Source organism: Streptomyces sp. V3I8 (assembly GCF_030817535.1).
Classification (GTDB): domain Bacteria; phylum Actinomycetota; class Actinomycetes; order Streptomycetales; family Streptomycetaceae; genus Streptomyces.
Genome location: NZ_JAUSZL010000002.1, coordinates 2003075 through 2028662, shown reverse-complemented (window position 1 = coordinate 2028662; position 25588 = coordinate 2003075). Strand labels below are relative to the sequence as shown.

Annotated in this window: 24 protein-coding genes and 3 pseudogenes; 16 read left to right on the top strand and 11 right to left on the bottom strand. The window is 66.5% G+C overall.

Annotation, left to right across the window (positions count from 1 at the left end):
* Positions 1–37: 37 nt before the first annotated feature.
* From QFZ75_RS08940 to QFZ75_RS08930, 3 genes are all read right to left on the bottom strand, one after another.
* Complete coding sequence (locus tag QFZ75_RS08940) at positions 38–742, bottom strand: response regulator transcription factor (RefSeq protein ID WP_307535316.1); 705 nt, start codon at positions 740–742, stop codon at positions 38–40.
* Between the two features lie 48 nt (positions 743–790).
* Positions 791–1567, bottom strand: a complete 777-nt coding sequence (locus QFZ75_RS08935; RefSeq protein WP_307535314.1) for an ABC transporter permease — start codon at positions 1565–1567, stop codon at positions 791–793.
* Between the two features lie 101 nt (positions 1568–1668).
* Positions 1669–2583 carry an ABC transporter ATP-binding protein gene (locus QFZ75_RS08930; RefSeq protein ID WP_307535312.1) on the bottom strand — a complete coding sequence of 305 codons (915 nt, stop codon included), beginning with the start codon at positions 2581–2583 and terminating at the stop codon, positions 1669–1671.
* Between the two features lie 520 nt (positions 2584–3103).
* Between QFZ75_RS08930 and QFZ75_RS08925 the strand changes: the two genes are divergently transcribed.
* Complete coding sequence (locus QFZ75_RS08925; protein ID WP_307544331.1) at positions 3104–4186, top strand: IS630 family transposase; 1083 nt, start codon at positions 3104–3106, stop codon at positions 4184–4186.
* On the opposite strand, the gene QFZ75_RS08920 is transcribed toward QFZ75_RS08925, so the two are convergent.
* Positions 4175–4354 carry a hypothetical protein gene (locus QFZ75_RS08920; RefSeq protein WP_307535311.1) on the bottom strand — a complete coding sequence of 60 codons (180 nt, stop codon included), beginning with the start codon at positions 4352–4354 and terminating at the stop codon, positions 4175–4177. The two genes, QFZ75_RS08925 and QFZ75_RS08920, sit on opposite strands and share 12 nt — an antisense overlap.
* A 144-nt stretch (positions 4355–4498) precedes the next feature.
* On the opposite strand from QFZ75_RS08920, the gene QFZ75_RS08915 reads away from it, so the two are divergent.
* A complete protein-coding gene (locus QFZ75_RS08915) occupies positions 4499–5560 on the top strand; it encodes a YihY/virulence factor BrkB family protein (RefSeq protein WP_307535308.1) in 1062 nt (353 codons plus the stop codon).
* Positions 5561–6941: 1381 nt separating this feature from the next.
* On the opposite strand, the gene QFZ75_RS08910 is transcribed toward QFZ75_RS08915, so the two are convergent.
* Positions 6942–7094, bottom strand: coding sequence for a hypothetical protein (locus tag QFZ75_RS08910; protein ID WP_307535306.1), 153 nt, complete (start codon positions 7092–7094; stop codon positions 6942–6944).
* Positions 7091–7600 carry a replication-relaxation family protein gene (locus QFZ75_RS08905; protein ID WP_307535305.1) on the bottom strand — a complete coding sequence of 170 codons (510 nt, stop codon included), beginning with the start codon at positions 7598–7600 and terminating at the stop codon, positions 7091–7093. The genes QFZ75_RS08910 and QFZ75_RS08905 overlap by 4 nt, the downstream gene beginning before the upstream one ends.
* A gap of 744 nt (positions 7601–8344) precedes the next feature.
* Between QFZ75_RS08905 and QFZ75_RS08900 the strand changes: the two genes are divergently transcribed.
* On the top strand, positions 8345–8779 hold the full coding sequence (locus tag QFZ75_RS08900) for a hypothetical protein (RefSeq protein ID WP_307535303.1): 435 nt from the start codon (positions 8345–8347) through the stop codon (positions 8777–8779).
* Between the two features lie 181 nt (positions 8780–8960).
* Here QFZ75_RS08900 and QFZ75_RS08895 read toward each other — a convergent pair whose 3' ends face one another.
* The gene (locus tag QFZ75_RS08895; RefSeq protein ID WP_307535301.1) at positions 8961–9110 is read right to left on the bottom strand and encodes a hypothetical protein; all 150 of its coding nucleotides are present in this window, start codon (positions 9108–9110) and stop codon (positions 8961–8963) included.
* 83 nt (positions 9111–9193) lie between these two features.
* Between QFZ75_RS08895 and QFZ75_RS08890 the strand changes: the two genes are divergently transcribed.
* Positions 9194–10324, top strand: a complete 1131-nt coding sequence (locus QFZ75_RS08890) for a pentapeptide repeat-containing protein (RefSeq protein ID WP_307535299.1) — start codon at positions 9194–9196, stop codon at positions 10322–10324.
* Positions 10325–10425: 101 nt separating this feature from the next.
* Here the strand turns inward: QFZ75_RS08890 and QFZ75_RS08885 are convergent, their stop codons facing one another.
* Positions 10426–10713, bottom strand: coding sequence for a helicase associated domain-containing protein (locus QFZ75_RS08885; protein ID WP_307535297.1), 288 nt, complete (start codon positions 10711–10713; stop codon positions 10426–10428).
* A gap of 316 nt (positions 10714–11029) precedes the next feature.
* Here QFZ75_RS08885 and QFZ75_RS08880 point away from each other — a divergent pair, with 316 nt between their 5' ends.
* The 7 genes and pseudogenes from QFZ75_RS08880 (at position 11030) to QFZ75_RS08850 (ending at position 18618) form a co-directional block, all read left to right on the top strand.
* On the top strand, positions 11030–11602 hold the full coding sequence (locus QFZ75_RS08880) for a dihydrofolate reductase family protein (protein WP_307535295.1): 573 nt from the start codon (positions 11030–11032) through the stop codon (positions 11600–11602).
* Positions 11603–11888: 286 nt separating this feature from the next.
* A complete protein-coding gene (locus tag QFZ75_RS08875) occupies positions 11889–12911 on the top strand; it encodes a helix-turn-helix transcriptional regulator (protein ID WP_307535293.1) in 1023 nt (340 codons plus the stop codon).
* A gap of 152 nt (positions 12912–13063) precedes the next feature.
* Positions 13064–13954 (top strand): hypothetical protein, encoded by an 891-nt coding sequence (locus QFZ75_RS08870; protein WP_307544329.1) that lies wholly within the window; start codon positions 13064–13066, stop codon positions 13952–13954.
* Positions 13955–14283: 329 nt separating this feature from the next.
* Complete coding sequence (locus tag QFZ75_RS08865; RefSeq protein ID WP_307535291.1) at positions 14284–14502, top strand: hypothetical protein; 219 nt, start codon at positions 14284–14286, stop codon at positions 14500–14502.
* 233 nt (positions 14503–14735) lie between these two features.
* A pseudogene (locus tag QFZ75_RS08860) lies at positions 14736–15287 on the top strand (SDR family NAD(P)-dependent oxidoreductase); the annotation flags it as partial.
* Positions 15288–16068: 781 nt separating this feature from the next.
* Positions 16069–17043 carry an alpha/beta fold hydrolase gene (locus QFZ75_RS08855; protein ID WP_307535288.1) on the top strand — a complete coding sequence of 325 codons (975 nt, stop codon included), beginning with the start codon at positions 16069–16071 and terminating at the stop codon, positions 17041–17043.
* A 1035-nt stretch (positions 17044–18078) separates the two neighbouring features.
* Positions 18079–18618: an arginine deiminase family protein gene (locus tag QFZ75_RS08850; protein WP_307535287.1), complete on the top strand. Its 540-nt coding sequence runs from the start codon at positions 18079–18081 to the stop codon at positions 18616–18618.
* A gap of 8 nt (positions 18619–18626) precedes the next feature.
* Here the strand turns inward: QFZ75_RS08850 and QFZ75_RS08845 are convergent, their stop codons facing one another.
* Positions 18627–19880: an MFS transporter gene (locus QFZ75_RS08845; protein ID WP_307544326.1), complete on the bottom strand. Its 1254-nt coding sequence runs from the start codon at positions 19878–19880 to the stop codon at positions 18627–18629.
* A 54-nt stretch (positions 19881–19934) separates the two neighbouring features.
* Between QFZ75_RS08845 and QFZ75_RS08840 the strand changes: the two genes are divergently transcribed.
* The 4 genes and pseudogenes from QFZ75_RS08840 to QFZ75_RS08825 form a co-directional block, all read left to right on the top strand.
* Positions 19935–20678, top strand: coding sequence for a helix-turn-helix domain-containing protein (locus QFZ75_RS08840; RefSeq protein ID WP_307535285.1), 744 nt, complete (start codon positions 19935–19937; stop codon positions 20676–20678).
* Between the two features lie 248 nt (positions 20679–20926).
* Positions 20927–21760: a helix-turn-helix transcriptional regulator gene (locus QFZ75_RS08835; protein ID WP_307535284.1), complete on the top strand. Its 834-nt coding sequence runs from the start codon at positions 20927–20929 to the stop codon at positions 21758–21760.
* Positions 21761–21912: 152 nt separating this feature from the next.
* Positions 21913–22605 (top strand): SDR family NAD(P)-dependent oxidoreductase, encoded by a 693-nt coding sequence (locus QFZ75_RS08830; protein ID WP_307535283.1) that lies wholly within the window; start codon positions 21913–21915, stop codon positions 22603–22605.
* Positions 22606–22695: 90 nt separating this feature from the next.
* Positions 22696–23160: pseudogene (locus QFZ75_RS08825) on the top strand (IS5/IS1182 family transposase); the annotation flags it as partial.
* Positions 23161–23255: 95 nt separating this feature from the next.
* Here QFZ75_RS08825 and QFZ75_RS08820 read toward each other — a convergent pair.
* Positions 23256–24075: pseudogene (locus QFZ75_RS08820) on the bottom strand (IS701 family transposase); the annotation flags it as partial.
* A gap of 65 nt (positions 24076–24140) precedes the next feature.
* Positions 24141–24359, bottom strand: a complete 219-nt coding sequence (locus QFZ75_RS08815) for a hypothetical protein (protein WP_307545099.1) — start codon at positions 24357–24359, stop codon at positions 24141–24143.
* 65 nt (positions 24360–24424) lie between these two features.
* Here QFZ75_RS08815 and QFZ75_RS08805 point away from each other — a divergent pair, with 65 nt between their 5' ends.
* Positions 24425–24817 carry a transposase gene (locus QFZ75_RS08805; protein ID WP_307535281.1) on the top strand — a complete coding sequence of 131 codons (393 nt, stop codon included), beginning with the start codon at positions 24425–24427 and terminating at the stop codon, positions 24815–24817.
* Positions 24818–25588 lie beyond the last annotated feature (771 nt).

Genomic DNA, 25588 nt, shown 5'->3' with positions numbered 1-25588 from the left:
GACAGACGGCTGACTGGCCCACGTGTGGCAGCCGCACTCATCCGCGGGGCCTGCGCAGGACATAGCCGGTGCCACGCACCGTATGGATCAGCTTCCGTTCGCCGGTGTCGATTTTGCGGCGCAGGTAGCTGATGTAGGAGGCGACGATGGAGTCGTCGCCGTCAAAGTCGTAGTGCCAGACCTGGTCCAGCAGCTGATCCCTGGACAAGACCTGGCCGGCGTTTTCCATCAGCACGCGCAGGAGGTTGAATTCGGTCGGAGACAGCTGCACCGGCTCGCCGCCTCGCGTCACCTGGTGGCTGTCGAGATCGAGTTCCAGGTCGTCGACGACCACGAGCCCATCGAGCCGGCGGCCGCTGGTGCGACGCAGCACGGCCTGGATGCGCAGGATGAGTTCCTCGAGGTTGAAGGGCTTGGTCACGTAGTCGTCCCCGCCGGCCCGCAGACCGCTGATGCGGTCCTCGGCTGCGTCCCGGGCCGTCAGGAAGAGGATCGGCGGGTGCCCGCTTCCGGAACCGGACGGATGCTCGCGCAGGCGGCGTGCGACCTCGAAGCCGTCGAAGTCGGGCAGCATCACGTCCAGGACGATCAGATCGGGGCGCCTGTCGCGGACCGCTTCCAGGGCCTGGCCGCCGGCTTCGGCCGGAATCACTTCGAAGCCGGCCAGCCGCAAGCTGGCAGACAGCAGCTCACGCAGCGTGGGCTCGTCCTCCACCAGTAGCAGTCGTTGTGTCGTCGTCATGGCACCCGTTCCCGGCTGGCGAATCCTTGTCTTCACTGTCCCGCCTTGCTAGGCGTCACGCTTGCGGAAGACGACGAACGCCGCCGTCATCAGGGCGGCCACGCATCCGGCCATGACGCCCACGCCCGCCCAGGGACTCAGCAACATGGGGTCCTGATAGCTGGTGATGATCTGCCCGCCGGCGATCGGCGGCCAGTACTTCGACACCCAGTCGCCGAGTCCTGCGGGCAGGGCCGGGGCGAAGGCCTGAACGATCAGCATGACGCCGAACAGTGTGGTCACTGTTGCCGTGGTGGAGCGGATCACCGTGCCCAGAGCCAGTCCGAAGAGCCCGGCCAGTGCCAGATAAAGACCACCACCTGCGATGCCACGCAGTGCCACGCCGTCGGAGAGTGCCAGGTGCGGGGCGCCCGCCCCGGACAGCGACGCCTGCCCCACGAGAAACCCGGCCAGTGACACCGCGATCCCGACCGGGAGCGCCACGCCCGTCAGCACCACAGCCTTGGACACCAGCACCTGCAGCCGGTGCGGAACAGCGATCAGGGTGGGGACGATCGTGCGCGCACCGTATTCCGAGGTGATGACCAGGCCGCCCAACAGGCCGAGCGCGATCTGCGCAAGCAGGTAGCCGCGCAGGCTGGTCGCCAACGGGTCGAACGAGGCCTGGTCCGCGGGACTCAGGTCCGCGAACTCACTGCCTGCGGACGAGGCGTTCAGCGCAGCAAGACCGATGCAGAATGCCAGAGTGCCCAGGATCACGTACACCGTCGAGCGCATCGTGCGGATCTTGATCCACTCGGCGTGCAGGCAGTGCCAGAAGGTCACCCTCCCACTCCGCGCACGATCCGGGTCCGACTGAAGGCGGGACACGAGCAAGTGCCGACGGGCTTTTGTCGACCTGGTAGGGAGTTGCGTAGGGGCGTGCGTCATCGGCTCGTCCCCTTCTCCGACTGGTACTCCACCGCATCGCGCGTCAGGTCCATGAATGCCTTTTCCAGCGACACTTGGCGCGGAGCAAGCTCGTGCAGCTCCACTCCGCCGAGCGACGCCAGGGCCCCGATCTCGGCGGCTTCCAGACCTGTCACCACCAAAGCGTCACCGCCCTCGCTCCGCACCTGAACGGTCGCGGTGAGCATGCTGTGCAGGGCCTCGGCCTGAGGGGTGCGAACAAAGACCTCGCGCTCGGAATGTGCCTCGATGAAGTCCTTCATCGTCATGTCAGCGATCAACTTTCCGCGACCGATGACGATGAGATGGTCGGCGGTCAACTCCATCTCACTCATCAGATGGCTGGACATCAGAACCGCGCGTCCTTCGGCCGCCATCCTCCGCATCAGCGAGCGAATCCATACGATGCCCTCCGGGTCCAGCCCGTTGAGCGGCTCGTCGAGGACCAGCATCGGAGGATCACCCAACAGGGCCGCGGCGATGCCCAGCCGCTGACGCATTCCGAGGGAGAACGTCCCCGCACGTCGGCGACTCACCTTCTCCAAGCCGACTTCCGCCAGTACCTCGTCCACCCGGCGGCGCGGAATCCCGTTGCTGGCCGCCAACGCCGACAAATGATGATAGGCGGTGCGACTGGGCAGCACCGCGCCCGGATCCAGGAGCGCCCCGACCACCTTCAGTGGTGCGGGCTGCGCAGCGTACGGCCGACCGGCCACTGTCGCAGTCCCGGAACTGGCGGCGTCCAGGCCCAGAATCATGCGCATCGTGGTCGACTTGCCGGCTCCATTGGGTCCCAGGAACCCGGTCACTTCCCCGGGGCGGACAGCGAATGTCAGATCGTCCACTGCCGCAACCTCGCCATAGCGTTTCGACAGGCCGCATACTTCGATCATCGAGACTCCAGACCGGCAGTGGTGCACGCGACCGTCGCGTGCACCACTCACTGTCCGCTACCGACGTGGGCCCGATCTGCACGAACATGAACGTTTCATGGCAACGGCAAGTCTCTGACCTGGGAAGACCTCATAGACAGCACCCGATGCCCCTGGGACTCACATGAAACTCACATGATGAGGGCCGGCCGGCAGTCGTCGGTGGCCATACCTCAACGGCAGGTCAGAAACCGTGCAGGAAGCGACCGACCGGGCCGCCCCATCCCTGCGCGGCCCGTTGGGACCACAAACCGTCGGATGCGTGGTGACACCATCGCACGCACGTCCAAGAAGAACGCCCGGGACTTCCACGAGGAGATCCAGGTCGGGCACAGCGTGACCGTTTCCAGCCCCACTGTCCTGCTCGTAAGGGGAGTCGTCCGACACGAGGTACGAGGACAGTGCCGCGGCACTGCAGGCCCGATACCTAGTGTCCTGAGTCAGGAATTCGTTTCATGAGTAGGGTCTGTTCATGGCGCGGATGGGGCGGCCGAAGGCTGCGTTGGTGTTGACTGCTCAGGAACGTGACCGGTTGGAGGAGTTGGTTCGTCGGCGGTCGACGTCGCAGGCGTTGGCTCTGCGGTGCCGGATCGTCCTTGCGTGTGCATCGGGTGCTGCCAACCGGGAGGCGGCGCGCCAGGTCGGAGTCGAGGAGCACACGGTCGGCAAGTGGCGTGCGCGTTTCGTCCGCGACCGCTTGCAGGGGCTCGGTGACCTGCCACGTCCAGGCGGTCCTTGGTCGGTGTCCGACGAGCAGGTCGCCGCGGTGGTGAAACGGACGCTGGAAAGCACGCCGAGGAACGCGACGCACTGGTCGACGCGGGCGATGGCCACGGAGCTGGGTCTGTCGCAGTCGACCGTCTCCCGGATCTGGCGGGCCTTCGGCCTGCAGCCCCACCGCACCGAGACGTTCAAACTCTCGACGGACATGTACTTCGTGGACAAAGTGCACGACGTCGTCGGGCTCTACCTGGATCCGCCGGAGCGGGCTCTGGTGTTCTGTGTTGACGAGAAGTCGCAGATTCAGGCCCTGGACCGCTCGCAGCCGGTCCTTCCGATGATGCCCGGCATCCCGCAGCGGACCACACACGATTACGTTCGCGCTGGCACCACAACGCTCTTCGCGGCGCTCGATGTGACCACCGGCGCCGTGATCGGTTCTCTCCACCGCCGACACCGGGCCGAGGAGTTCAAGAAGTTCCTGACCAAACTGGACCGGGAGATCCCGCCGGGCCTCGACGTGCACCTGGTTCTCGACAACTACGCCCCCCACAAGACTCAGGCGATCAAGACCTGGCTGATTGCACACCCCCGCTTCCACCTGCACTTCACACCCACCGGGTCGTCCTGGCTCAACCTGGTGGAACGCTGGTTCGCAGAACTCACAAACAAACAGATACGGCGAGGCGTCCACAAGAGCGTGCAGGCCCTGGAGAAGGACATCCGGACCTGGATCGCCGACTGGAACACCAACCCCAGGCCATACACCTGGACGAAGACCGCCGACGACATCCTCGAACGCCTCGCCAGCTATCTGAAACGAATTCCTGACTCAGGACACTAGGGCATGGGTGGAGGCGGTGCGCTGGGTGGCGCATTCGCGCACCAGGCCAGCCTCCTTGAGGCGGGCCGACGCGAGGTCGAGGAGACGGTCGGCGCGATCTCCCTCGGCGAGACGGTCGCGGAAGTCGGCCGGCACGCTGTGGTGAAAGCCGGGATCGGCCGGCTCCATGGCCGTGGCGTACGTACTTGAAGTCGATGCGGCAGCGGACCGTCTCGGCAGCCCTTCTGTACGAATAGCCACAAAATACATAAAAAACAGATTTTCATCAGGAATGCCGTGTATGGGCTACATTCATCCGGATACCCGGACGGCATGGTACGGACACTGAGACGGCATGGAAGGCATGACGGGCACGCCGCGGCCGGCCAGAAGGTCGAGGCCGGGCGGGGGACGGGTGCCGGACCGGATGAGCAGGTGGAGCGGCAGGCGCCGGACACTCCGGCGGACCTGCCCAAGGGCTCCCGGGGGGCGGCGCTGAAAGGCACTCTGAAGGAGTTCAAGAAGGATGAGCTGGCCGACCGGGCCGCGGCGCTGACCTACTACGGGATCCTGGCGCTGTTCCCGGCCCTGCTGGCGCTGGTCTCGCTGCTGGGGATCGTCGGCCAGAACGTGACGAAGCAGGTGCTGGACAACATCCAGAAGCTCGCCCCGGGCGCGGCGCGCGACGTCCTGAGCAATGCGGTGAAGCAGATGCAGGGCAACGGCGGGCTCGGCTCGATCATGGCGATCGTCGGTCTGGCGCTCGCCGTGTGGTCAGCCTCCGGCTATGTCGCGGCGTTCATCCGCAGCGCGAACGCCATCTACGACATTCCCGAGGGCCGTCCGATATGGAAGGTGATACCGGTCCGGGTCGGTGTGACCGTTGTGCTGATGATCCTGGCAGTTGTCAGTGCGCTGATCGTCGTCTTCACCGGCGGCCTGGCCCGGCAGGTCGGCACCGCGCTAGGCATAGGGGACACGTTCCTGACGGTGTGGTCGATCGCCAAGTGGCCGGTGCTCGTCGTCCTGGTCACGGTCATGATCGCGATCTTGTACTGGGCGACGCCGAACGCGAAGGTCCGAGGCTTCCGCTGGATCACACCGGGCAGCTTCCTGGCCCTGGTGATCTGGATGATCGCCTCCGCCGGGTTCGCGCTGTACGTGGCGAACTTCGCCTCCTACAACAAGACCTACGGCGCCCTCGCCGGCGTGATCATTTTCCTGGTGTGGCTGTGGATCACGAACCTGGCGGTCCTCCTGGGCCTGGAGTTCGACGCCGAGATGCACCGGCAGCGCGCCGCCGCGGGCGGCCACCCGTCCGGCGAGGAGCCCTACGTCCAGCCCCGCGACACCCGAAAATGGGACGAAGAGGACCGCCGCCGCCTTGAATCCTGAACGGCGAGACCACCGTCGCCGGGTCCGCTCCCGGGCCTTGACCGGCGGAGGCGTCGACTCGATCACGGAATCGCAGTGGGACGGCCCGGGACGGGAAATCGCAGATCTGCTCGCCGCAGATCGCCGGCCGGCCAGGCGGTCGATCGCATGGGGACCGGCCCTGGGGGCAGCGGCTCGCGTCCGCGGTGGAGGAAGCGGCCAAGCACACCAAGCTGTGGTGGGCGACGACCTGCGTGATGGGCGCCGTCGGCGGATGGCGCAGCCACACGGCCGCTGCTGCTGGGGTGACGTCCATGGCGTTGGCGCAGGTGCCGTCGAACGCGGTCGCCAAGCAGATGTACCGTCGGTGGCACCCACCACAGGAGTGTGGGTGCCGCCGGAAGACCTTCAGGGCCGTCCGGACAGCTCCTCCTCCCCCTCCGGGCACACGACTGCCGCCTTCACTTTCGCCAGTGCCGTCACGCCGGTGTGGCCGACCGCCGGTGCCGCTTGCGCGGTGTCGACGGTGACCGTCCCCGCACAACGAGTGCACAGCGAAGCGCGCTACCCCTCCAACGTGGCCGCCGGCGGCACGCTCGGGATGATGCGGCCGTCGAAGTCCTGGGATGCCCCGCGGGCGATATGGGCTCCACCGCCCTCGGGACGGCCTGCTCGAGGGCTCCGCACGCGATGGCGGTGAACGAGACCATCATCGCCGTCACCCGCAGCACCCTCGAACCCACTCGACCGGTACGCCGCACCACCACCAATGCCATCGCCGGCGCCCGGCCGCGGAGATGGCCACCGTCGCCGTCCCTACCGCCTGGACGGCCGGGATGGGCGCGGTCAGCTCCTGGCAGCCCGCAAGCCTTGTGTGGCCGGTGCGATGCAGGGTGTGAGCTGGGAGGTGTCGTCGTGCGGGGGTGTGCGTCCGTGCGCCTACTGTGCTGCGCTCGGAGCGGTCCGTTCTCTGGCGATGACCGTCAGAGCCTGTCTACGGTTCGGGCAGAAGCCGGTGACTGTGCTGACAACCCGCACAGTCACCGTGCCGCCAGGCTCCCGGACCCCGGGCCACACAGCAACAGCCGGCCGCACGACGGCCGGGACTCCCTGACATCCTCGCAGCGGACACAAAAGGGAGCCCCGGCGCCTGGTTCCTGCCTGCCGGCCTGGGATAGCTTCCGCGCCCCCAGGCCGGCAGAGAGGAACAGTCCGGTGCAGGGACGCCTGCGGATATATGCAGGGGGAGCCACGGGTGTCCCCGCCCGGGCGCAGCCGCCGCCGGTCGACACTCCGGCGGCGGCCGCCCGCACTACCTGTCGCACCACCCGGTTCTCGTGCAAGGACCGCGGGCCACCCCCTGTAATGGGCGGTCGCCGAAAGCGCCAAGCAAATACTGCAGCTACAGCCGCTGCTCCACAGCGGCATCCTCATTGAGGGCTCCACGTAGAGCAGCCAGGGCGGCCAGATCCGCGTCCCGCACGAACCTCTCCATCAAGACGCCCGCCCGCCAGTAATCCACGTTCCGCACCGCCGCCACGATCTCCACGATCACGGCGCCCTGCTCTGCCGAAGATGCCTGCACCAGCCAGCCTCCTTCCCCCTGGGGACCGGAACCGAAGAGCGGCTCCAGCTTCCACTCTCCTCCCTTACGGGGTACAAATCCGCAATTGCCCGTAACAGTTGCCTTGTTGGCATGCCAGGCTCACGAACTGGTTCCTGCAAGAAGGAAGAGGCTGGCTGCGGAACATCGCCCACAGCGCCGCCCGGCTGGACGATGCCGAGCCCGACCTCGGTCACGGTCAGCCCGTGCCCGATCTTCAGCCGCACCGCAGTCCGGTCATCGGCGTACCGGCGCGCTGAGAGACCCCGTAACTCCGGCCAGGTGGCCGCGATCCGCGCCCCGTACCCGGTGGCGAACCACACCTGCATCCGCCCCGCCTGCGCCAGCGTGATGCGGTCCACCAGACCTTCCCCGCGCAGCTTCGCGAGCCGGCGCCGCGTCTGCTCGATCCGCACCCCCGGAGCGGTCAGCAGATGCACCTGCTCGGTCGTCGCCATCCGCTACTGCGCCAGCACCGCCAACGCCAACCAGTCCCCGCCGCCCGCGTCCACATTCACCATCGATCACTGCCTCCGTGACACGGCAGCGCCCTCGGCGCGGACGCCGCGCTCCTCCTGCCACGGCAGCAGCCGACCCCGACCGGTTCTCTTACCAAAAGGGCCGGCCACGGTCACGATCCGACAACACTGCCCCGACTGGGCTGACAACCCCACCGCTGACCGGTCTGACAATCCCGCCGACAACCGTCCCCACCCGGCCCGGCGGCAGAGGGTGAAACTGTAGGTGACCAGGCGTGGCAGGCCGTGGTCGCCAGCCCGACATCCTCCTGTGCACTCCTCTCCACCCCGCCCGGACCAAGAAGAAGGAAGACGGGAAGGCCGGGGCGGGGCGGCGTGCCCGGGGGATCGGGGCTCGCACTGTTCTCGTTGCGCGTCGGCTTGCGCCTGCGCGCTGCACACGCCTGCCGCCCGCGGCTTTCCCGGCTGGCGCCAAGATCTCAACCGCGACCCGGGCATCCTGCCGCCGCTGTTCGAGAACTGGCAGACCCACACCATGGGTGCCCACGGCTGAGCCGCGCCCGCTTGGGGTAAGACGCCGGCGTCTGCTCCCCGTGACGCGTCGGTTCGGGGGAGCAGGATGCTGCGGCGGTGTCCTCAACGATCCCACTCAGCTACCGGGGTCCTGGCAGGGCTTTCCGGAATGGGGTCCCGGGGTCGTGGGCGATGGCTATGGTGCCTTCCATGCCACCGGAGCTGACTGCGGACCAGGTCATGCGCGTGATTGCGGCGTTGGAAGCGGCATGGGCCGATGACAGCGACGCGCTGGCCGCTCTGGTGCGTGGTGAGCAGTCGCTGGCGGTGCTGGTGGCTCAGTACGGTGCCAGCAGGGTGCAGAGCATGCTGCTGGTCGTCACCGATATCACAGGCCTTGAGGGGGCCGACCAGCAGAAGACGCTGGCCGAGTTGTGGCAAGGCCTCGTTTCTCACATGACCACCGTGGCATTGAGCATGAGGTCCGGCTGGGCCCGTAGCGCGGGCGACGACGTTCGAGCCACCGGTGACCTTGCCCGCCACATTCTGCAGGCGATCTTGTCCTTCACCACGGACAGCGACGACCCGCAGCAGGTACGGGCGCTGTTCGCCCACCTGCGGGCAGACGCACTGGCCCACTCGTGACCTGAGTCCTGCGATCTGCCTGCCTGATACCGCATCCCGTAACAGAACTGCACCATGAGGTGCACTTCTATGACATCCAGGCGGGCAGCCAGGACAGCCCACTGCGTGCAGCGCGCTGGCGAGAGTGTCCCGCACCCGCACCCTCACGAGACCGCGAGTACGGGACACCGCCTGACCCCGATCAGTGCGGGGCGAAGGTATCGACCGTCAGGGCGCCGGTGTCGTCCATACGCACGCGGTCGGCGAGCTGGGCCAGGGCCTGCTCAGGACTCACACCGGCACGGGCGGCCATCACGCGCAGCCGGCAGCCGGCATCAGTGTTCAGCCACACCTGCGTCTTCAGCTCATCACGCCCATCCTGCTGTTCAGCAGACTCGCTGCAACCGTTGCGTTCTGTCCCTTGTCTTGGTCGTCATGACGATCCGTCGAAAGCCACGACCTGCGAATGAACGGGAGCTACGATTGTGGGGGGTTCGCCGGGCGTTGGCCCTCACTTTCGCCGCCGCGGTCCTGGCCGCGGGCAGCATCTTCTACACCCTGGTCGTGCTCCTCGACTTCCAGGAGATCGACACCACCGCCGAGCTCGACGCGAAGACACTCTTCGACCTGGTAAAACTCTCCTTCGGAGTGGTCGCCGGGGCCGGCGCGCTCGTCGCCCTGGTCGTCGCCTACCGCCGCCAGCGCGTCGACGAAGCCGGCGCCCACCGCGAAACCACCCGCCTGCACACCGAACGCTTCACGACCGCCGTCTCCCAGCTCGGCAACGACTCCCCGGCCGTCCGCCTCGGCGGCGTCCACGCCCTGGCCGGACTCGCCGACGACGCCCCCACCCAGGACCTGCGCCAGACCTGCATCGACGTCCTGTGCGCCTACCTCCGCCTGCCTTCCACCCCCGACCCCGGCGATCTGCCTGATTCCCTGCCCGACGGCACCCCACCCACCGACGAACGGCGCGACGCCCACCAGGACAAGAAAGACCGACACCGCGCCCTGCGCGAGGTCCGGCACACGATCTTGCGCCTTGTCGGAGACCACTACCGCATCCCCAAGGACACTCACCGCTCCTGGCAGGACTGCGACCTGGACCTCCGCGACGTCACCATCGACGGAGTCATGGACTTCGACGGCGCGGAGTTCTCCGGCGGTATGGTCAACTTCAGTGGAGCGAAGCTCTCCGACGGATCCGCAATGAATTTCAACAACGTGATCTTCTCCGGAGGCAGGGTGCTCTTCGATTACGTGATTTTCTCGGGCGGCGTGGTGAGCTTTATCAACGCGACCTTCTCCGGCGGCACGGTGAACCTCAAACAGGCTGAGTTCTCCGGAAGTGTGCTGCTCTTTCATAGCGTGGTGTTCTCCGGAGCCACAGTGAACTTCGACCGCGCGGCGTTCACAGGCGGCACGGTGCTCTTCGACGAAGTGGTGTTCAACGCAGGCACGGTGAACTTCGCCCGCGCAAGCGGCAACCCTCCCACCGGGCTTCGGGACGCAGCCGGTCCTTCTGCTTCTGCGACGCTCACTCTGCCCCCCGCCTGGCTGTCCTGACCGCTATGGACGAGGGAAAGCCGAATCGGTCACCTGTGCCTCCCACAGCCCTCCGCTACACGCATTCCCGGAGCGGGAAGCTCGCAGATGTGCACCGGGCTCTACCAGTGCATGCCGAGTCCATCGAGTGCAGCCCGCCGCTGCGCACTCAGCTTCCCCACCCGGCGACGGGTGTTGTCGAGCCATGCCCTAAGCTTCACCGCTTCCCGCTCGCTCTCTCCGCCTCCGTGCACGTCGATTATTTCGACGTGCTTGCGGGCAGGGCGCAGGTGACCTTTGCGGGTGTGGAACTGGCGGGCGGCAGCAAGGTTGGTGTTCCAGCGTTCGTCCTGCGACCGCCGCACCGGCACCACCGCCTCACCCTCCGCGGACGCCTCGATGCCGAGCATTTCCAGCAGGTACTGCTACCCGGGCATCAGCCGATCCCAGCCGGCTGCAGGCTGATGTCGCGGCACTGGTTGCGGCGGGTCATGCACTGCTTGTCGTTTTTGGGCTGCTGGTAGTTCTGGCGACCAGGCCTGCGTGTGGCTCGCTGAGGTGGTCCGGACGTTCGAAGGCGCCGCAAGGAGCGGGCGGCGACCGATGAGTTTCTCCATGATCCACAGTCATAGATCATGATTGGTGCACCGCAGCCACGAGCGTGGTCGAAGCGCGCACGGACCGGAACCTGCCGAGAACCAGATACGAGATACCGAGGAACCCCAGATGCGCACCCTGATCAGCTCTGCCTTCATATCCCTCGACGGCGTCGTGGAGGGCCCCGGTGGCGACCCCGGATACCGGAATGCGGGCTGGACGTTCAAGGATGTCGAGTTCCTCCCCGAGGCGTTCGAGATCAAGGGCCGGGAACAGGAGGAAGCCACCGCGATACTGATGGGCCGCACCAGCTACGAGGCGTTCAGCCCTGTATGGCCCGACATGGAGGACTTCGCCGGCTACAAGGTGATGCCGAAGTATGTCGTCTCCACCACTGTCACCGAGGACGACCTGGTCTCGAACTGGGGCAAGACCACGATCTTGCGCTCGCTCGAGGAGGTCGCCGCGCTGAAGGAGACCGAAGGCGGGCCGATCATCGTTCACGGCAGTGCCGCCCTGAACCAGGCCCTTTCGGACGCCGGACTGATCGACCGCTACCACCTGCTCGTTTTTCCGCTGCTGCTCGGCGCGGGCAAGCGGCTCTTCAGCGCCACCGACAAGGACACCCAGAAGCTGAAGCTCGTCGAGCACGAGGCCTACGCCAACGGCCTGCAGAAGAACGTCTTCGACGTCGTGCGCTGACAAGGCTCTTGCGTTCACCCTGCCGTCGCGTCCCCAAACGTGGCACTCGTCGGGACTTGTGCCGTCCGGAAATTCGTCGCCGCTGGTCAGGCCGCGCATCTGTACTCGTTGATCACGCTGCCAAGTATTCGGGTGCGTAGAAGCCGGTGAGTGGACGGGGTGACCACGGGCGTCGGGTGCACCTGGGCAAGGGGAGACCTTGGAGCAACTGCGGCAGGGGGCATTCGTCTTGACGTCAAACGCTCCGCCCAGGAGAGGCCGCGGCGCACCATGCCTGAGAGAGACCATGCTGCGTATTCATTTCACCCACCAGGACCTGCAGAACATTCGGATCGCTCCGCGGCCCGACCCACTTTGGGAACTGATCTGTAGCGTCTGCCGGTTACAGACGCGTCAGGGGCCGCTCGACTTTGGCTCCTGGCGCCGTTGCGCCTATGCCCAACTTCGCAGCGACCCCGACCTGCGTGGCGTCGTGTCTCTGCTGCGGACGGTGATCCCCGACGCCGGCTACATCCCGGACTTCCTCACACCGCCGGTTATCGGCGGCAGCCTGGCTGACGGTCTCGATCAGATACTCCGCACGCCTCGTGGGCAGTTAGTCCATGAGCTGACCCGGCTGGCAAAGTTCCGCCCGGGTTTCTCCCGGACTGAGTCGCTGGCGAGAGCGGGGTCCGGCGGGCTCAAGTCCCTGACAGGCGCACTGCACACCTACCACGGCGCACTGCTGGGGCCGTTCTGGGACGACATCCGCACCCAGGTCGGCTCCGACGTCGCCCTACGGACTCGTTCCCTGCTGGAAGGCGGCACGCAGTCGCTGCTCAATGGCCTGCGTCCGCTGGCGCAGTGGAACCCACCGGTGCTGGAAGTGGATTACCCAGTCGACAGGGATCTCCACCTGGGCGGGCGCGGCCTGCTTCTCCTCCCCTCATACTTCTGCTGGCGCCGACCGACCGCCCTTGCGGACCCGTCGCTGACACCAGTACTGGTCTATCCGGTCAAGAAGACTCTGCTCAGTGATGCTTACGGCACGCGTCAAAAACTGGTGCATCTGCTCGGCCGTACCCGCGCGGCGCTCCTCGCCGAGGCGGCCGACCAAATGTCCCGCACCACTTCAGAACTCGCCGACGCCGTTCGGGTGTCCCTGCCCAGCGCCAGTGCGCAACTCAGCATCCTGCGTGATACAGGCTTGGTGGTCAGCCGCCGCGAAGGCAAATACGTTCTGCACTCAGTAACTCCGTTGGGCCTGCAACTTCTCGGCGCGCGGACTCCGGGTCCGAGTCCGGGTCTGGGCAAGGAAAGCCGGGGCTGAACCCGCGATTCACTTCGGCTGAGGCCTAAAGCAAGTGTGGCAACGGGAGCCCGGAGCACAGACTCAGGACCACCGAATGCCAAACCGTCCGAGAGGGGTGGGAGATGCCCAGCGACTCGCCGAGCATCACAGCCAGGGGTGGGGCCGTGGCGATGCTGGCCGTCGCTGCAGCCGCGGTCGTGGCGACCGGCTGCTCCGGCACTGCGGCCTCGCAGGACGCGACGCGCGTCCCGGTCGGCGCGCTTCAGCCGTTGACCGATACCGAACAGTTGCGGGTCGCGGATGCCGAACAGCGGCTGATCAAACAGTGTTTGAACCGGCACGGCTTCACATACTGGGAGGCGGAGCGGCTAAGTCTGGAGGAAAGCCGCACGCTCGGCTATGTGGCGGATGACGTCGCCTGGGCCCGTAAACACGGGTACGGCAGCCGCATCGCGGCCAAGGAGGACCGCGCACGGCTCAACAACCCAAACCTCGTCTACCGCAAAGGCCTTTCGGAAGAACGGCGGAAGGCGTACGACGAGGCTATGGACGGGGGGATCGACGCGCAGGTGATCACGGCCGAGGTCCCTGGGGGTAGAACGGTCAACCGGCAGATGGGCGGTTGCGTGGCCGAGGCGGAGAAGAAGCTGTACGGCGACACTCGTGCGTGGTTCAGGGCTGACAAGATCTCCATGAACCTTCAGCAACTTTACGTCTCTGACGTAATGAGGGACAAACAGTTCACTACAGCCCTCAACGCCTGGTCACGATGCATGCGACGAGTCGGCCACCCCTACGGGAATCCCGGGGAAGCACGTCAGGCGGCGAAGGGACAGTCTGTGAACAGTGCCTCGGCCAAGACCTTCGCAGCCGAGCGGCGGCTCGCCGTCGCCGACGCCACCTGCGCCAGGGACGCGTCCCTGAGGTCGATCGGCACCAACCGGGAGACGCACTACCTGAACAAGCTGCGCGACAAGTACGGCGAAGCAATCGATACCAGCCGCCGCATCCAGCGCGAGGCACTCACACGCGCGCAGCGAATCGTCGGCCCCCGGGCCTGACCCACCAGCTTCCACGCCCGTCGGGCAGTGGACCACCACTATGCCTCCAACGAGGCAGACGAGCAGGGAGAATCATGCGCAAAATCGGTACAGTCGCCGCAGTCCTCGGACTGACCGCCCTCGGCCTCGCAGTCCCGGCCGCCTCCGCGCAAGCAACCGCTCAGGGGCCGGGCTGCATGTCCAAATGGCCGGGACGGGACGGATACGTCAGGGCCTGGGACGGATACGACTGCTCAGGTGCTCTCCTTGGCGCGACACAAGGCAACGACCCCAACTGGGATGACGGCGTCGGCCCGTTCGCCAACGACTTGAACGTAGCCTCGTCCGTCATGAACAGCGGAACCATCGGTGGGAAGGACGTCGTCGCCTTCTACTGGAACGCGAACTACAACTCCCAATCATACGGCTGCCTCGCACCGGGCGAGAAGTATGCGGACAGCCTCGCAGACAACACGTACTCCGGTGGTTCGTACAGTATGGACGACTCCATCGCCTCTCACGCCTGGGTGACCGCCTCCGCCTGCGCGCCAGGCACCTGGATCGCCTGAGGGATTGGATCATCCCAGGCCCAGGCCCAGGCCCGCCTGACAGGTAGGAGGGACCGGCCCACACGGCGAGCATCGACGGGCCGGTCCGTCGCATCGCCAGGATCGACGCCACTGCGTACGACCCCACGTCCAACATTCCCTGGGGGAGCCCCGGGCCATCGGCCTTCCGTATGCGTTCGCCGTCGGGGTCCGGGCTGCAACCCGGTAAGGGATCGCAGAGAATCAAGGTGTTGCTTCCTGTCGACGTGAGGGATGACGCGTCCGTGGCCGCCGCGGCCACGAATGTCGCCGGACACGAGGGCAGGATCGACGTTTTGATCAACAACGCCGGTGTGCACGGTGCCGCCGGCGATCCCGGGGACCTCACCGCCGCCGATGCCCTCGCCGTTTTCGACGTCAACGTCATCGGTGTCATTCGTGCCACCACCGCGTTCCTGCCGCTGCTGCGCCGTTCGGACGCCCCTGTGATCGTCAACGTCAGCAGCGGCATAGGTTCCCTTGCCGTCACCCACGACCCCGACCGGTCCGAGTCGCATGCCCTGTCGCCGCTGTACACGTCCTCGAAGGCGGCGCTGACGATGCTGACCACGCAGTACGCCAGGGAACTGAAGGGCATCCGCGTCAACGCCGCCGGTCCCGGCTACACCGCAACCGACCTCAACGGTCACAGCGGTCCCCAGACCGTCACCGAGGGCACGGACGCGATCGTGGCCCTCACCACCGAGGGGTCCGGCGCCGGAACCGGGCGCTTCATCTCCCGCCACGGCGAGATGGCCTGGTCCTGAGCCTGTCCGGGCTGGACCAGCCGTTCAAGGCGACCAGATCGCGGTCGACGTGGTCTAGGAAGAAGAACGGCTTCAACCCGAGGCGGGTTGGCTCCTCAGCGAACTTCCCGTACGTCTCGGCCTGCTCATCAGTCAGGAACTCCACCGGCACGAGCGGACCGTGGCCAGCCCCGGCACCGGCCCGGCGATCTCTCCGCAAACCCCGGCGGAGCCCTCAGCTGGTATGCCAGCCAACCATGATCGCTCTCAGTACCAACGGCTGTACTGAGTTCTCCGAGGCCGGGGTTCTACCGGCCGATGTAGGCGGTGGCTCTACCAGCGGGGGAAATAGTCATATCTGGCGCATCCGGCCCACGGCGGGTCCCGGAACGAGAGCAGAGGCGACTCTTGCTGCACCCTCTGAGAGTCGCGTCGTCCACACGCAGCCCTTTCCGCTGCGCATACCTGTCGGAAGATGTCCTCCTCCCTGTCGGCGGCGACCTCGGCGACTCACCGCGCTGTCGTTTCTGTGTGTGGGTATACGGACCAAGTGACCGAACCCATAGAGGTGATGTCCCTGGATCGCTGCGCACCGGCGTTCTCATGGGCTTTTCCGAGAACGCACCGGCCCGGTTCCCCCCCCCCATGACCTCATGGACAAGGGTGATCTCGTGGACACCAACAGGAATGGAATGTTCCGGCACGGTGACTCGTCGAAGCGTACGGAGAAGTGAAACGGCGAATGGGCGAGGAGGGCGACAGCCGTCGAGGGAGGCGATCCGCCACGGCGGGTGCGGCGGACGTGACGTCGAAGAACGACGAGAGCTGTACTGCATGCCATGACTGCATCTGTCCGAACTGTTTCCATGCCGATGCCCCTGTCGGCGCGTGCGCATGGAACGGAGCCGAGGACGAGATGGTGTTCCACGATGTTTCATCCGCCTTGCGCAAGGTCCTGGCCCCTGCTGTCGGCGCCGGAGAAAAGGCTGTCGTTGCCGCGCGCGCAGTGGACGAACACGTTGCCCGGCCTGTGACCTGGCGAGAAGGGCGTGTGGCCGGGCTGTACACCCGGCGCTTCGGTCCCTGGCCCTCGAGAGGCGCCGTGGTTGTCCTAGTTCACGGACTCGGCCTGTCGGGGCGCTACTTCACCCCTTTGGCCCGATCACTGGCGGCTGCCGGACGCACCGTGCTGGTGCCCGACCTGCCAGGCAGCGCACGCTCCCGGCGGGCCGTCCGACGAACTCCCGCTGTCGAGGAGGCCGCGGAAACGCTACTGCGCTGGCAGACCGCCGCGGCGATCGGCCCCTGTGTCTGGGTTGCCAACTCAGTCGGCTGCCAGACGACTGCGGCCCTCGCCGCCGATCACCCACACCTGGTGCAACGCATGGTGTTCATCGGCCCCGCCCTCGACGCGACGGCATTGTCGCCGGCGCGGCAGTTGCTGCGCCTGCTGGCCGACGCACCCAGGGAACCGCCGTCGCTCCTCGCCCTGGCCGCTGCGGACTATCTGGTCACCGGAGCAGGTCGCTTCCTTGCGATGTTCCACCAGGCGCAGCAGGACGCGGCAGGCCCCTTCGTCGTGCGTCTGGGCCAGATCGAGGTGCCGACACTGGTGTTGAGGGGCTCGAAGGATCGTGTTGCCCCGCAGCCTTGGGCCGAGCATGTGTGCACCGGCCTGCTCGACGGCCGACTGGCCGTGGTGTCCGGCGCAGCCCACGCGGTGCACTTCAGCCGTCCCGACACCACTGCGCGACAGATCCTGCAGTTCCTGCAATGAGGAAGCGACCGACGTCGTATCGCGGAATCTCCCCGGATCGAGCGACGGCGGCTGTCCGGCATCGGTCCCCGCAGGCAACAGTCGGCCTCGGCCCGGCCCGTTGGTCCTCGCTCGGCGCCGACGCGAACACGTCAGCCGCGTACAGCGCCGACTTCGCCCGGACACGAACGCGGACGCGGGCACGCTGGGAACAGGGCCATGAGAGAGCGGAGCAGCACCGAGTGTCTGCCGGAAGCCGAATTCGGGGGTCGGCACATGGTCGGCATCGATTCGGCGTGCTCGCCGTACACCGCGTGCACGCGCCCTCGGCCGGCCGCGCACCGATCAGGAGAACCGCGGCCACCGCAGCGGACGTCCGCTGCGGTGGCCGCGGCGCGGTGGAGCACGAGGGCATCCGCAATCGGCAGGTCTCGCGGTATCACTGACCACGCGTTTCAACATGGTGCGCACCCAACAGATTTCGCCACTGCTGTTCATGATGTCCCATGCGATACGATCCCGAAAAGATCGATGCGCGGCTACGCAGAGTATCCCAATAAGGAGCTGCAAGAAAAAGGAAACCGAGTACCCCTTGTTTTATGGGGCAAACAGCCTGGCTGCGCTCTGGGGTGCTACGCCGCCGGTGTGCACATGGCGATGACTGCTTGAAGAGCAGCTCAAAAGGACTTCGCATTTTGCGTGAAGACTCCGTGAAACATCCTTCGGGCCGTTCGGATGGGGTAACAATCGCAGTGATCATCGATAGCGGACCGGGTGCACCGACGTAAATGAATACGCTCGTTTTGACCTACGAAACAGTGGGTCAAAATCTTCATTGCGGTCCCAAGAGGGCGGTTCCCAGTGTTTGTTGCGCCTCCGGGGACACCAGTTGTCCCTCTCGACTCCTGTTTTTTTGCGTGAGCCGCATGACATCCCCATGGGTGCGCGTCCTGCAACTCGTCGCCGACGGCACCGACTGAATCCTTGGTGCCCTCTTCCCGGCGCGCGGATACCCAGCGCACCTGAGCACTGCACCAGCCGAGACCCGGGAGACGTATGCGATTGCCGTCCGACATCGCCGTACCCGCCCACTCGCGTCCTGTCGTCGACAGGGAAGACTTTCTCGACGAACCATCCGTCTCGTCACTGACCGCCTTCACGGGCTGCCACGTCGGCTCGGAGACCAGCCGGCTGCGCCGGGTCCTCGTGCACCGGCCCGGCGCGGAACTGGAACGCCTGGTGCCGGACAACCACCGCGGCTTCCTCTTCGATGAAATCCCCTGGCTGCCCGAGGCACAACGGGAACATGACGTGTTCACCGCGGCCCTGCGTCACCAAGAAGTGAACGCAGGCCCCGCCAAAGTTCTCGACGTCTCACCGCTTGCCGTGCACGAGCTCGTAGGCGTGCCGGGGTCCGGTGAAGGCCACGAGTTCACCCTTGTAGAGGACCACCAGCGCGTCACAGGTACACCGGCAGTACTCGACTGCACCTGCGGACGCCGAGTGACTGGACAGCAGCTGCCACGAAGGCTGTCGCTGAGTGGCCAGGCAGCTCCAGTCACTCAGGGCGTACATATCCTGCGACAACGTGCTTGACAAGCTGTTCACGGCGTCCGCCCGCTTGGCTGTCCGTCCGCCGGATGTGCAGGTTGGTCAGCGGTGACGCGAGTGGGTGAGAGTTCGGCGTCTGTGTCGCTCCGGTCTGCCGCCGTCGTGGCCTTTGGTGCGGTGGGTTCGGGCAGGGTGCGGAACAGCAACCAGCTCAGGGCGGGCATCAGGATCAATGGTGTCAGGGCGGTACGCAGGGAGGTCGCGTCAGCAACGCTGCCGATGAGAGGGCTGGTCAGGCCGCCGACGCTGACGGTCAGCCCGAGGGTGATGCCGCTGGCAGTGCCAATGCGCGTGGGTAGATAGTCTTGTCCGAGAGTGACCTGCAGTGAGAAAGGGACGTACAGGCCGGCGGAGGTCACCGCCACGAACAGGTAGATCGCCGGGCCAGGTATGAACACGATCCCCGCGACGGCGGCGACCGTGAGGAGAAACGACCAGCGGGAGACAACCACCCGGTCCCAGCGGCTGGCCAGGCTGCCGCCGAGCACGGAGCCCACCGCGCCGCCGAGGTAGAGCACGAACAGCGCAGCAGTGCCCGCTGCCGTATTGCCTCCCAGACGCTGCTTGGCGTAGACCGAGATGAATGTGCTCAGGCCGACGAAGACGATGGACCGGCAGACCACAGCCAGCGACAGCTTCATGAACGAGACCGTGTCGTCGGCGCCCGTCGCAACCACGCTGCCGCTGCCGCCCTGGCTTGTCTTCTCCAGTGCGCGCAGAACGGGCAGGCACAGCACGCTCCCGGCGAGAGCTGGCAGCACGAGCAGTGGCGACAGGCGCAGACCGCCGGAAGTGACGACGGCGGTGACCATGAGCGGCGCGGCGACGAAGCCGAGGTTGCCGCCGAGGGAGAACCAGCTCATCGCGCTGTGGCTGCCCCTGCTGACCAGCCGCGCAACGCGGGCGGACTCGGGATGGTAGGCAGCGACTCCGACACCTGACACTGCCACGAACGTCAGTGTTAGGGCGTAGGAACCACTCAGGCCACTCAGAGCAATCCCCAGTCCGCCGAGGACCGTACTCACCGGCAGGAGCCAGGGCATCGCCCAGTGGTCGGTGAGAACACCGAACACTGGTTGGACCACCGAGGACAGCAAAGACGCGGCGAGCACGATGCCCGAGACCGCAGCGTAGCTGTAGGCGCGCTCAGCGACGAAGAACGGGACCAGCGACGCGACGGCACCTTGGTAGAAGTCCACGCAGGCATGGCCGACCGACAGCATAATGATCGATTTATTCCTTGGCACATCGCCATGGTCATCGCAGCGCACCATGTCGTGCTTCCGATAACCTGCCAATCAATGACAGAAATCCGCCACGATCCTGTAGCACCGACCCGTACCCAGTGCCTGGCGTCCGGAGCCGCCATCGACGCCCACCGCCACGACGACCACCAGATCGTCTATGCGGGCCAAGGGGTGCTGGCCGTGACGACCAGCACGGGCTCGTGGATCGCGCCGGGCACTCGCGCCATCTGGGTACCGGCGGACACCGTGCACGCCCACCAGGCCCACGGCGAACTCGAATTGCACCTGATCGGCCTGCCCGCGAGCGAAAACCCGCTCGGCTTGGACGAGCCGACTGTGCTGACAGTCGGACTCCTCCTCCGGGAACTGATCCTCGCCTACACGCACACCCCGCATGACGACAGCCCCGAACGCAGGCGGCTACGAGCCGTGCTACTCGACCAGCTGCGAGCCTCACCCCAGCAGCCCCTGCACCTGCCCACCCCAACCACCCCTCAACTACAGGCAGTGTGCGAGATCTTGCGTACGAATCCGGCCGACGACCGCACCCTGGCCGCATTTGGCAGGCAGGTCGGCGCCAGCGACCGTACTCTCTCTCGCCTCTTCAAGGCCGATCTCCGCATGACCTTCCCGCAGTGGCGCACCCAACTGCGCCTGTACCACGCCTTGGTCCTTCTGGCCGAGAACGTCCCGGTGACCACCGTGGCGCACATGTGCGGCTGGTCGTCCGCAAGCGCGTTCATCGATGTCTTCCGCCGTACCTTCGGACACACTCCGGGAACACATCAGCCCCGCTAGGCGCTGTTTCTCGGGTCATGTGTGGAGCCAGACGACGAGTGCAGCTGGTCCGGACTTCCCACAGCACGGTGACGTAGTGTAGTGGTTTGGCCTGGTGGTCATGCTTGCTCCTCCTAACTCCGAACAGCATCGTTGTGCGTCGTTCACGACTCGACGCTGAGCCCCAGGCAGCGTCGGCGGAAGCTACGGAGCTTCGTGGTACAGCGCGTACCACCCATCGGGGCGGTGTGTGCGGGAGGATGGTGTGCATGGATCAACTCGGTGCCGCGCTGCGGGCGTGGCGGGACCGGCTGGATCCCGCGACGGTGGGCTTCGCACACGGCTCACCCCGTCGGGTCCCCGGTCTGCGACGCGCGGAGCTGGCGACGCTGGCCGGCATCTCGGTCGAGTACGTGGTCCGGCTGGAGCAGGGACGGGTGGCGACGCCCTCGGCGCAGGTCTGCTCGGCCCTGGCTCGCGCCCTGCACCTGTCCGACGACGAGCATGCTCACCTTTTGCGTATGGCCGGTCATGCAGCGGGTCCGACCCGGGTTCCGCGAATGATCCCAGGGAGCCTGTACCGGATCGTGGATCAGCTCGCCGGCAACCCATTGGCGATCTACGACGCCACCTGGCAGTTGCTGCACTGGAATCCGCTGTTCGCGGCCACGTTCGGCGATCCCACGGTCCGCGGTGTGGGGGACCGCAACGTCCTGGTCTGGCAGTTCCTGGGTGAGCTGCCCCGGGTCCGGCAGACGGCGGCCGAGCGGGCGGCGTTCGAGGAGTCCCTCGTCGCCGACCTGCGTGCGACGACGAGCCGGTATCCCGACGATCCTGACCTCGAGGCGTTGGTATCGAGGCTGAACCTCAGCCCAAGGTTCTGCGAGTTGTGGAGCCGCCGAGCGGTGGGCGGTCACCAGAGTGCGCACAAACTCGTCCAGCACCCGGATGTCGGAGACATCGCCATGAACTCCGACATCCTCAATACCCAGGACACGAACCTCCGCCTCGTGGTGTACACGCCGCAGCCAGGCACCGACGCCCGCAGCAAACTCGAATTCCTTGCGGCCATTGGGGTCCAGAGGATCTCTCCTCAGGGATGAAGTCCTGCGTTCTGCCCCGTCCGGTGGACCAAGCTGCTGGGTGGTACGCGCCGTACCAGGAAGTTTCGTAGCTCCCGCCAACCCTCCCGGGACCCCAGCATCGAGTGCGTGAACAGCGCACGACCGTGCTGTTCGGACCAGGAGGAGCCAGCATGACCACCACATTCATCACCGGGGCCAACAAGTCCCTCGGTTTTGAAACCGCTCGTCGCCTCGTCGAGGCGGGGCACACCGTCCTCCTCGGTGCCCGCCACCGTGAGCGCGGTCGGGCCGCGGCCGAGTCGCTCGGCGCCCGGTTCGTGTCGATCGACGTGACCGACGACGCCTCGGTCCAGGCCGCGGCCGCGGATGTCGCCGCGCATGAGGGAACGATCGACGTCCTGGTCAACAACGCCGGCGTCCTCGGCAAGGTCGGCCCCGTCGAGGAGTACACCGCGGCCGACGTGAGCGCCGTGCTCGACGTGAATGTCGTCGGGATCGTGCGCGTCACGCACGCCTTCCTCCCGCTGCTGCGCAAGTCGCCGAACCCCGTCATCGTCAACGTGTCCAGCGGAATGGGCTCCTTCAGCATGACCCAGGACCCGGCGCGGATCGAGTCGCGATATGCCCTGCCCCTCTACTGCGCCTCGAAAGCCGCGGTCACGATGCTCACGACGCAGTACGCCAAGGAACTGAAGGACGTGAAGGTCAACGCCGCAGACCCCGGGCAGACCGCGACCGACTTCACCGGCGGCCTCGGACACAGCGTCGCCGACGGCGCAGAGTCCATCGTGACCCTCGCGATGATCGGTCCGGACGGGCCGACGGGACAGTTCATCGACCGATCCGGGAACCTCCCGTGGTGAACCTGCCCTGAACTCAGGGTCGGTCGACCCGCCGCCCTGCGCGTACCTCATGCTCATAATCTCTACGCTCAGTGATCATGAAGGACGACCGTGCCCTCGCTGCCAGCTTGCCTGCTCGAACCCCTGCGGGACCAGTTCGTCGCGCTCCTCCCCGTCCGGGAGGAGTTCGTCGTCGATCACCTGCTGGGCTGTCACCGCCGCCGGATCCCCGATCGAACCGTCTTCGAGCACGTCGTGCTCGCGCTGGTCCATGGTTCCGGCTACGAGCGGATCTCCACGCCCGGATGCTCGGACCGGACCATCCGCCGGCGCCTCAAAGAGTGGTCCCGGCAGGGGATTTCCAAAGCGCTGCACGCTCTCGCCCTGGACGCCTACGACCGGATGATCGGCCTCGACCTTGGCGAGATCTCGGTGGACGGCTGCATCACCAAGGCCCCGTCCGGCCGGGAGAAGGCCGGCCGCTCGCCGGTCGACCGGGGCAAGCAGGGGCTGAAGCGCTCCGCTGCCTGTGACGCCCGCGGCGTCCCGCTGGGGATCGTCTCCGAAGGGGCCAACAGTAGGACTCCGTTAGGTCTGTCTCGATCTTGGTGTTGTGCGTGGTCTGCTGAGCAGGGGGTGTTGGCAGGTGGTGCAGGTGCCGGTCCAGCACCTCAGGAGGTCCTGGAGGGCGTCGAGGATCTGGTAGAGGGTGAGGACGTTCCTGGTGCTTTGGGGCCAGCCGCTGTTCGGTAAGAAACGCGTGGGCGGCGGTGACGAGGGTGACGTGGTGGTGCCAGCCGGGCCAGGACCGGCCTTCGAAGTAGTCCAGGCCCAGGCCGTGCTTGAGTTCGCGGTAGTCGTGCTCGATGCGCCAGCGGACCTTGGGCAGACGGACCAGGTCGGCGATCAGGGTGTCGTACGGCAGGCTGGACAGCCAGTAATCAGTGGGCGCCTCGGCGCCTTCGGGCCATTCGGCCAGCAGCCGGCAGTCGGGCAGCACCTCGTCCCATCAGTCCTGCCCGGCCGGGGCGGCGGCCCGGATCGGAGGCTCGACGGCCTTGCCGGCCGGGCGGACACGCACGGCGGCGGAGCGGGACCATAACTCTCCTCGCGAGCCGTGCCGCCAGGTGAGGGGGTGAACGCCTCCTGCCCGAGCCCGGCCGCCAGGGCCGCAACCGAGGGTGCGGGCCTGCGGTAACGGGGCTGGGGCCGGCAGCCGACGGGGCCCCTGCGATCCGGGGCCACCTGCTTCACGTTGAACGGATGGGCACTCACGTCGCCGCGGATGGCCAGCACGTAGTCAATCCCCCGCTCTGCGAGGCCGGCCCGCATGTGGGCATTGACGCCGTAGGCGGCATCGGCCACCACGACCGGCGGGCTCATGCTCCAGTTGGCCAGGGTGTCGAGCATGTCCAGGGCCAGCCGCCACTTCTCGCGGTGCCCGGCCTCGGGCGGGATACGGGTGGCGGTGCGGTGTTCGGTGTCCGCGGCCTACTTCTGGGGCAGGAAACAGCCAGGTCCTGCCCGGCATCCACACCCGCCTGCGGCGTCGCGGCTTACTGCCGACCGAGCACCTGGTCGACGCCGGCTACACCTGCCTGCCTCAGCTGGAACAAGCCGCACGTGAACACCAGGTCACCGTCACCGGACCACTGCCGGCCAATCCCACCCGTCAGCACCGCCAAGGTGAGGGTTTCGCCCGGGACGACTTCCACATCGACTACGACCGCCAGCAGGTCACCTGCCCCCAGGGCCAGGTCAGCCAGGGCTGGCACGGCCCCTACCCGACCTCCTCACCCACCGCGGCCCCGCTGATCGTGGCCAAGTTCACCAAGCGTCAGTGCCAGCCCTGCCCGGCCCGCACCCAGTGCACCGCCTCCCGCGAAAGCACCCGCACCGTCGGCTTTCCCCACGAGAACTCCGCGACCTGCAACTTCGTCTCCGCACCGCGCAACAGACACCCGAGTGGAAGACCCGCTACGCAGCCCGTTCCGGAGTCGAGGGCACGATCAACGAGTTCGCCCATGGACACGGCATGCGCCGTCGCTACCGAGGCCGGAGAAAGGTCCACATCCAGCACGTCCTGACCGCCATCGCCGTCAACATCGAGCGTCTCCGCTCACTGCCGCCAACCGAAGAGGCACCCACGGCCCGCCGCCCGACTGCGTTCCAGAATTACCTCGACCAGCGCGAGATAACCCGACCGAAGTCCTGGCGAACACCGGGCATCTGACCTCGGCATCTCCAAGATTCCCGACAGAGTCTGGGTCGCCGACCTGGCCGGGCAGCTTGCCGCAGGTATCAACGACACCGGCCGCTGACACCCTCCAGCCGTTGTTCGGGGTGGGGAACATTCGCGAGCGCGTACTGGTTGGAAGGAGTGTGGTTGTGGAGGGGACAGTGTCCCCGGGCCTCACCTATTGCCCATGAGGACGATCGTTCGGCTGAAGCCTCATGGAGCCTTTCGCCGCGTAGGCGACCGCCCTCCACGACCACACTCTTCATCACGGCCGCTGCCCGGGACTTCGTTCCCGGGCAGCGGCCGTTCGGGTACTGCTGCGCAGCCGGCTCTCCGATGTGGGCCTTGGCCAGGACGCGTACAACGACGAGATGGTCTGACGGGGGTTCTGCGGAAGCGGTACACGTCCCACCGCCTGAAAGCGTGTGGCTTTGTAGGTGACAACCGGCTCCGGCCCACTTCTTGGATCCTGCCGGTGATTTCACGCAAGGGAGCCTCGAACATCAGGGGCCTGGGCAAACTCCGGTACGTGGCGGAGCAGACCTTCGCTCTGCTCCGCCAGTTCAAGCGCCTTGCCGTCTGCGGGGAGCGCTGAACCGAACTCCACGGCGCCTTCGTCTCATCGGCTTGCAGTCTCATCTGCTGAAGGCGACCGGAGAAGCACCAATTATGATCGTGTTACGAGTTCTATGCGCCTCGTTCTCGCAGCTCGTATACGCCCCTGAATGCGCCGAGCACACCCCGTCATCATCCCCAGTTCGGCTG

Bases quoted from the DNA above. Each gene is read 5' to 3' on its own strand.
- QFZ75_RS08905 (WP_307535305.1), bottom strand. From the start codon at position 7,600: ATGGCGACGACCGAGCAGGTGCATCTGCTGACCGCTCCGGGGGTGCGG.
- QFZ75_RS08890 (WP_307535299.1), top strand. From the start codon at position 9,194: ATGACGATCCGTCGAAAGCCACGACCTGCGAATGAACGGGAGCTACGA.
- QFZ75_RS08850 (WP_307535287.1), top strand. From the start codon at position 18,079: ATGCGATTGCCGTCCGACATCGCCGTACCCGCCCACTCGCGTCCTGTC.
- QFZ75_RS08880 (WP_307535295.1), top strand. From the start codon at position 11,030: ATGCGCACCCTGATCAGCTCTGCCTTCATATCCCTCGACGGCGTCGTG.
- QFZ75_RS08925 (WP_307544331.1), top strand. From the start codon at position 3,104: ATGGGGCGGCCGAAGGCTGCGTTGGTGTTGACTGCTCAGGAACGTGAC.
- QFZ75_RS08840 (WP_307535285.1), top strand. From the start codon at position 19,935: ATGACAGAAATCCGCCACGATCCTGTAGCACCGACCCGTACCCAGTGC.
- QFZ75_RS08900 (WP_307535303.1), top strand. From the start codon at position 8,345: ATGCCACCGGAGCTGACTGCGGACCAGGTCATGCGCGTGATTGCGGCG.
- QFZ75_RS08915 (WP_307535308.1), top strand. From the start codon at position 4,499: ATGGTACGGACACTGAGACGGCATGGAAGGCATGACGGGCACGCCGCG.
- QFZ75_RS08920 (WP_307535311.1), bottom strand. From the start codon at position 4,354: ATGGAGCCGGCCGATCCCGGCTTTCACCACAGCGTGCCGGCCGACTTC.
- QFZ75_RS08830 (WP_307535283.1), top strand. From the start codon at position 21,913: ATGACCACCACATTCATCACCGGGGCCAACAAGTCCCTCGGTTTTGAA.
- QFZ75_RS08835 (WP_307535284.1), top strand. From the start codon at position 20,927: ATGGATCAACTCGGTGCCGCGCTGCGGGCGTGGCGGGACCGGCTGGAT.
- QFZ75_RS08875 (WP_307535293.1), top strand. From the start codon at position 11,889: ATGCTGCGTATTCATTTCACCCACCAGGACCTGCAGAACATTCGGATC.
- QFZ75_RS08940 (WP_307535316.1), bottom strand. From the start codon at position 742: ATGACGACGACACAACGACTGCTACTGGTGGAGGACGAGCCCACGCTG.
- QFZ75_RS08865 (WP_307535291.1), top strand. From the start codon at position 14,284: ATGAACAGCGGAACCATCGGTGGGAAGGACGTCGTCGCCTTCTACTGG.
- QFZ75_RS08870 (WP_307544329.1), top strand. From the start codon at position 13,064: ATGCTGGCCGTCGCTGCAGCCGCGGTCGTGGCGACCGGCTGCTCCGGC.
- QFZ75_RS08885 (WP_307535297.1), bottom strand. From the start codon at position 10,713: ATGCTCGGCATCGAGGCGTCCGCGGAGGGTGAGGCGGTGGTGCCGGTG.
- QFZ75_RS08930 (WP_307535312.1), bottom strand. From the start codon at position 2,583: ATGATCGAAGTATGCGGCCTGTCGAAACGCTATGGCGAGGTTGCGGCA.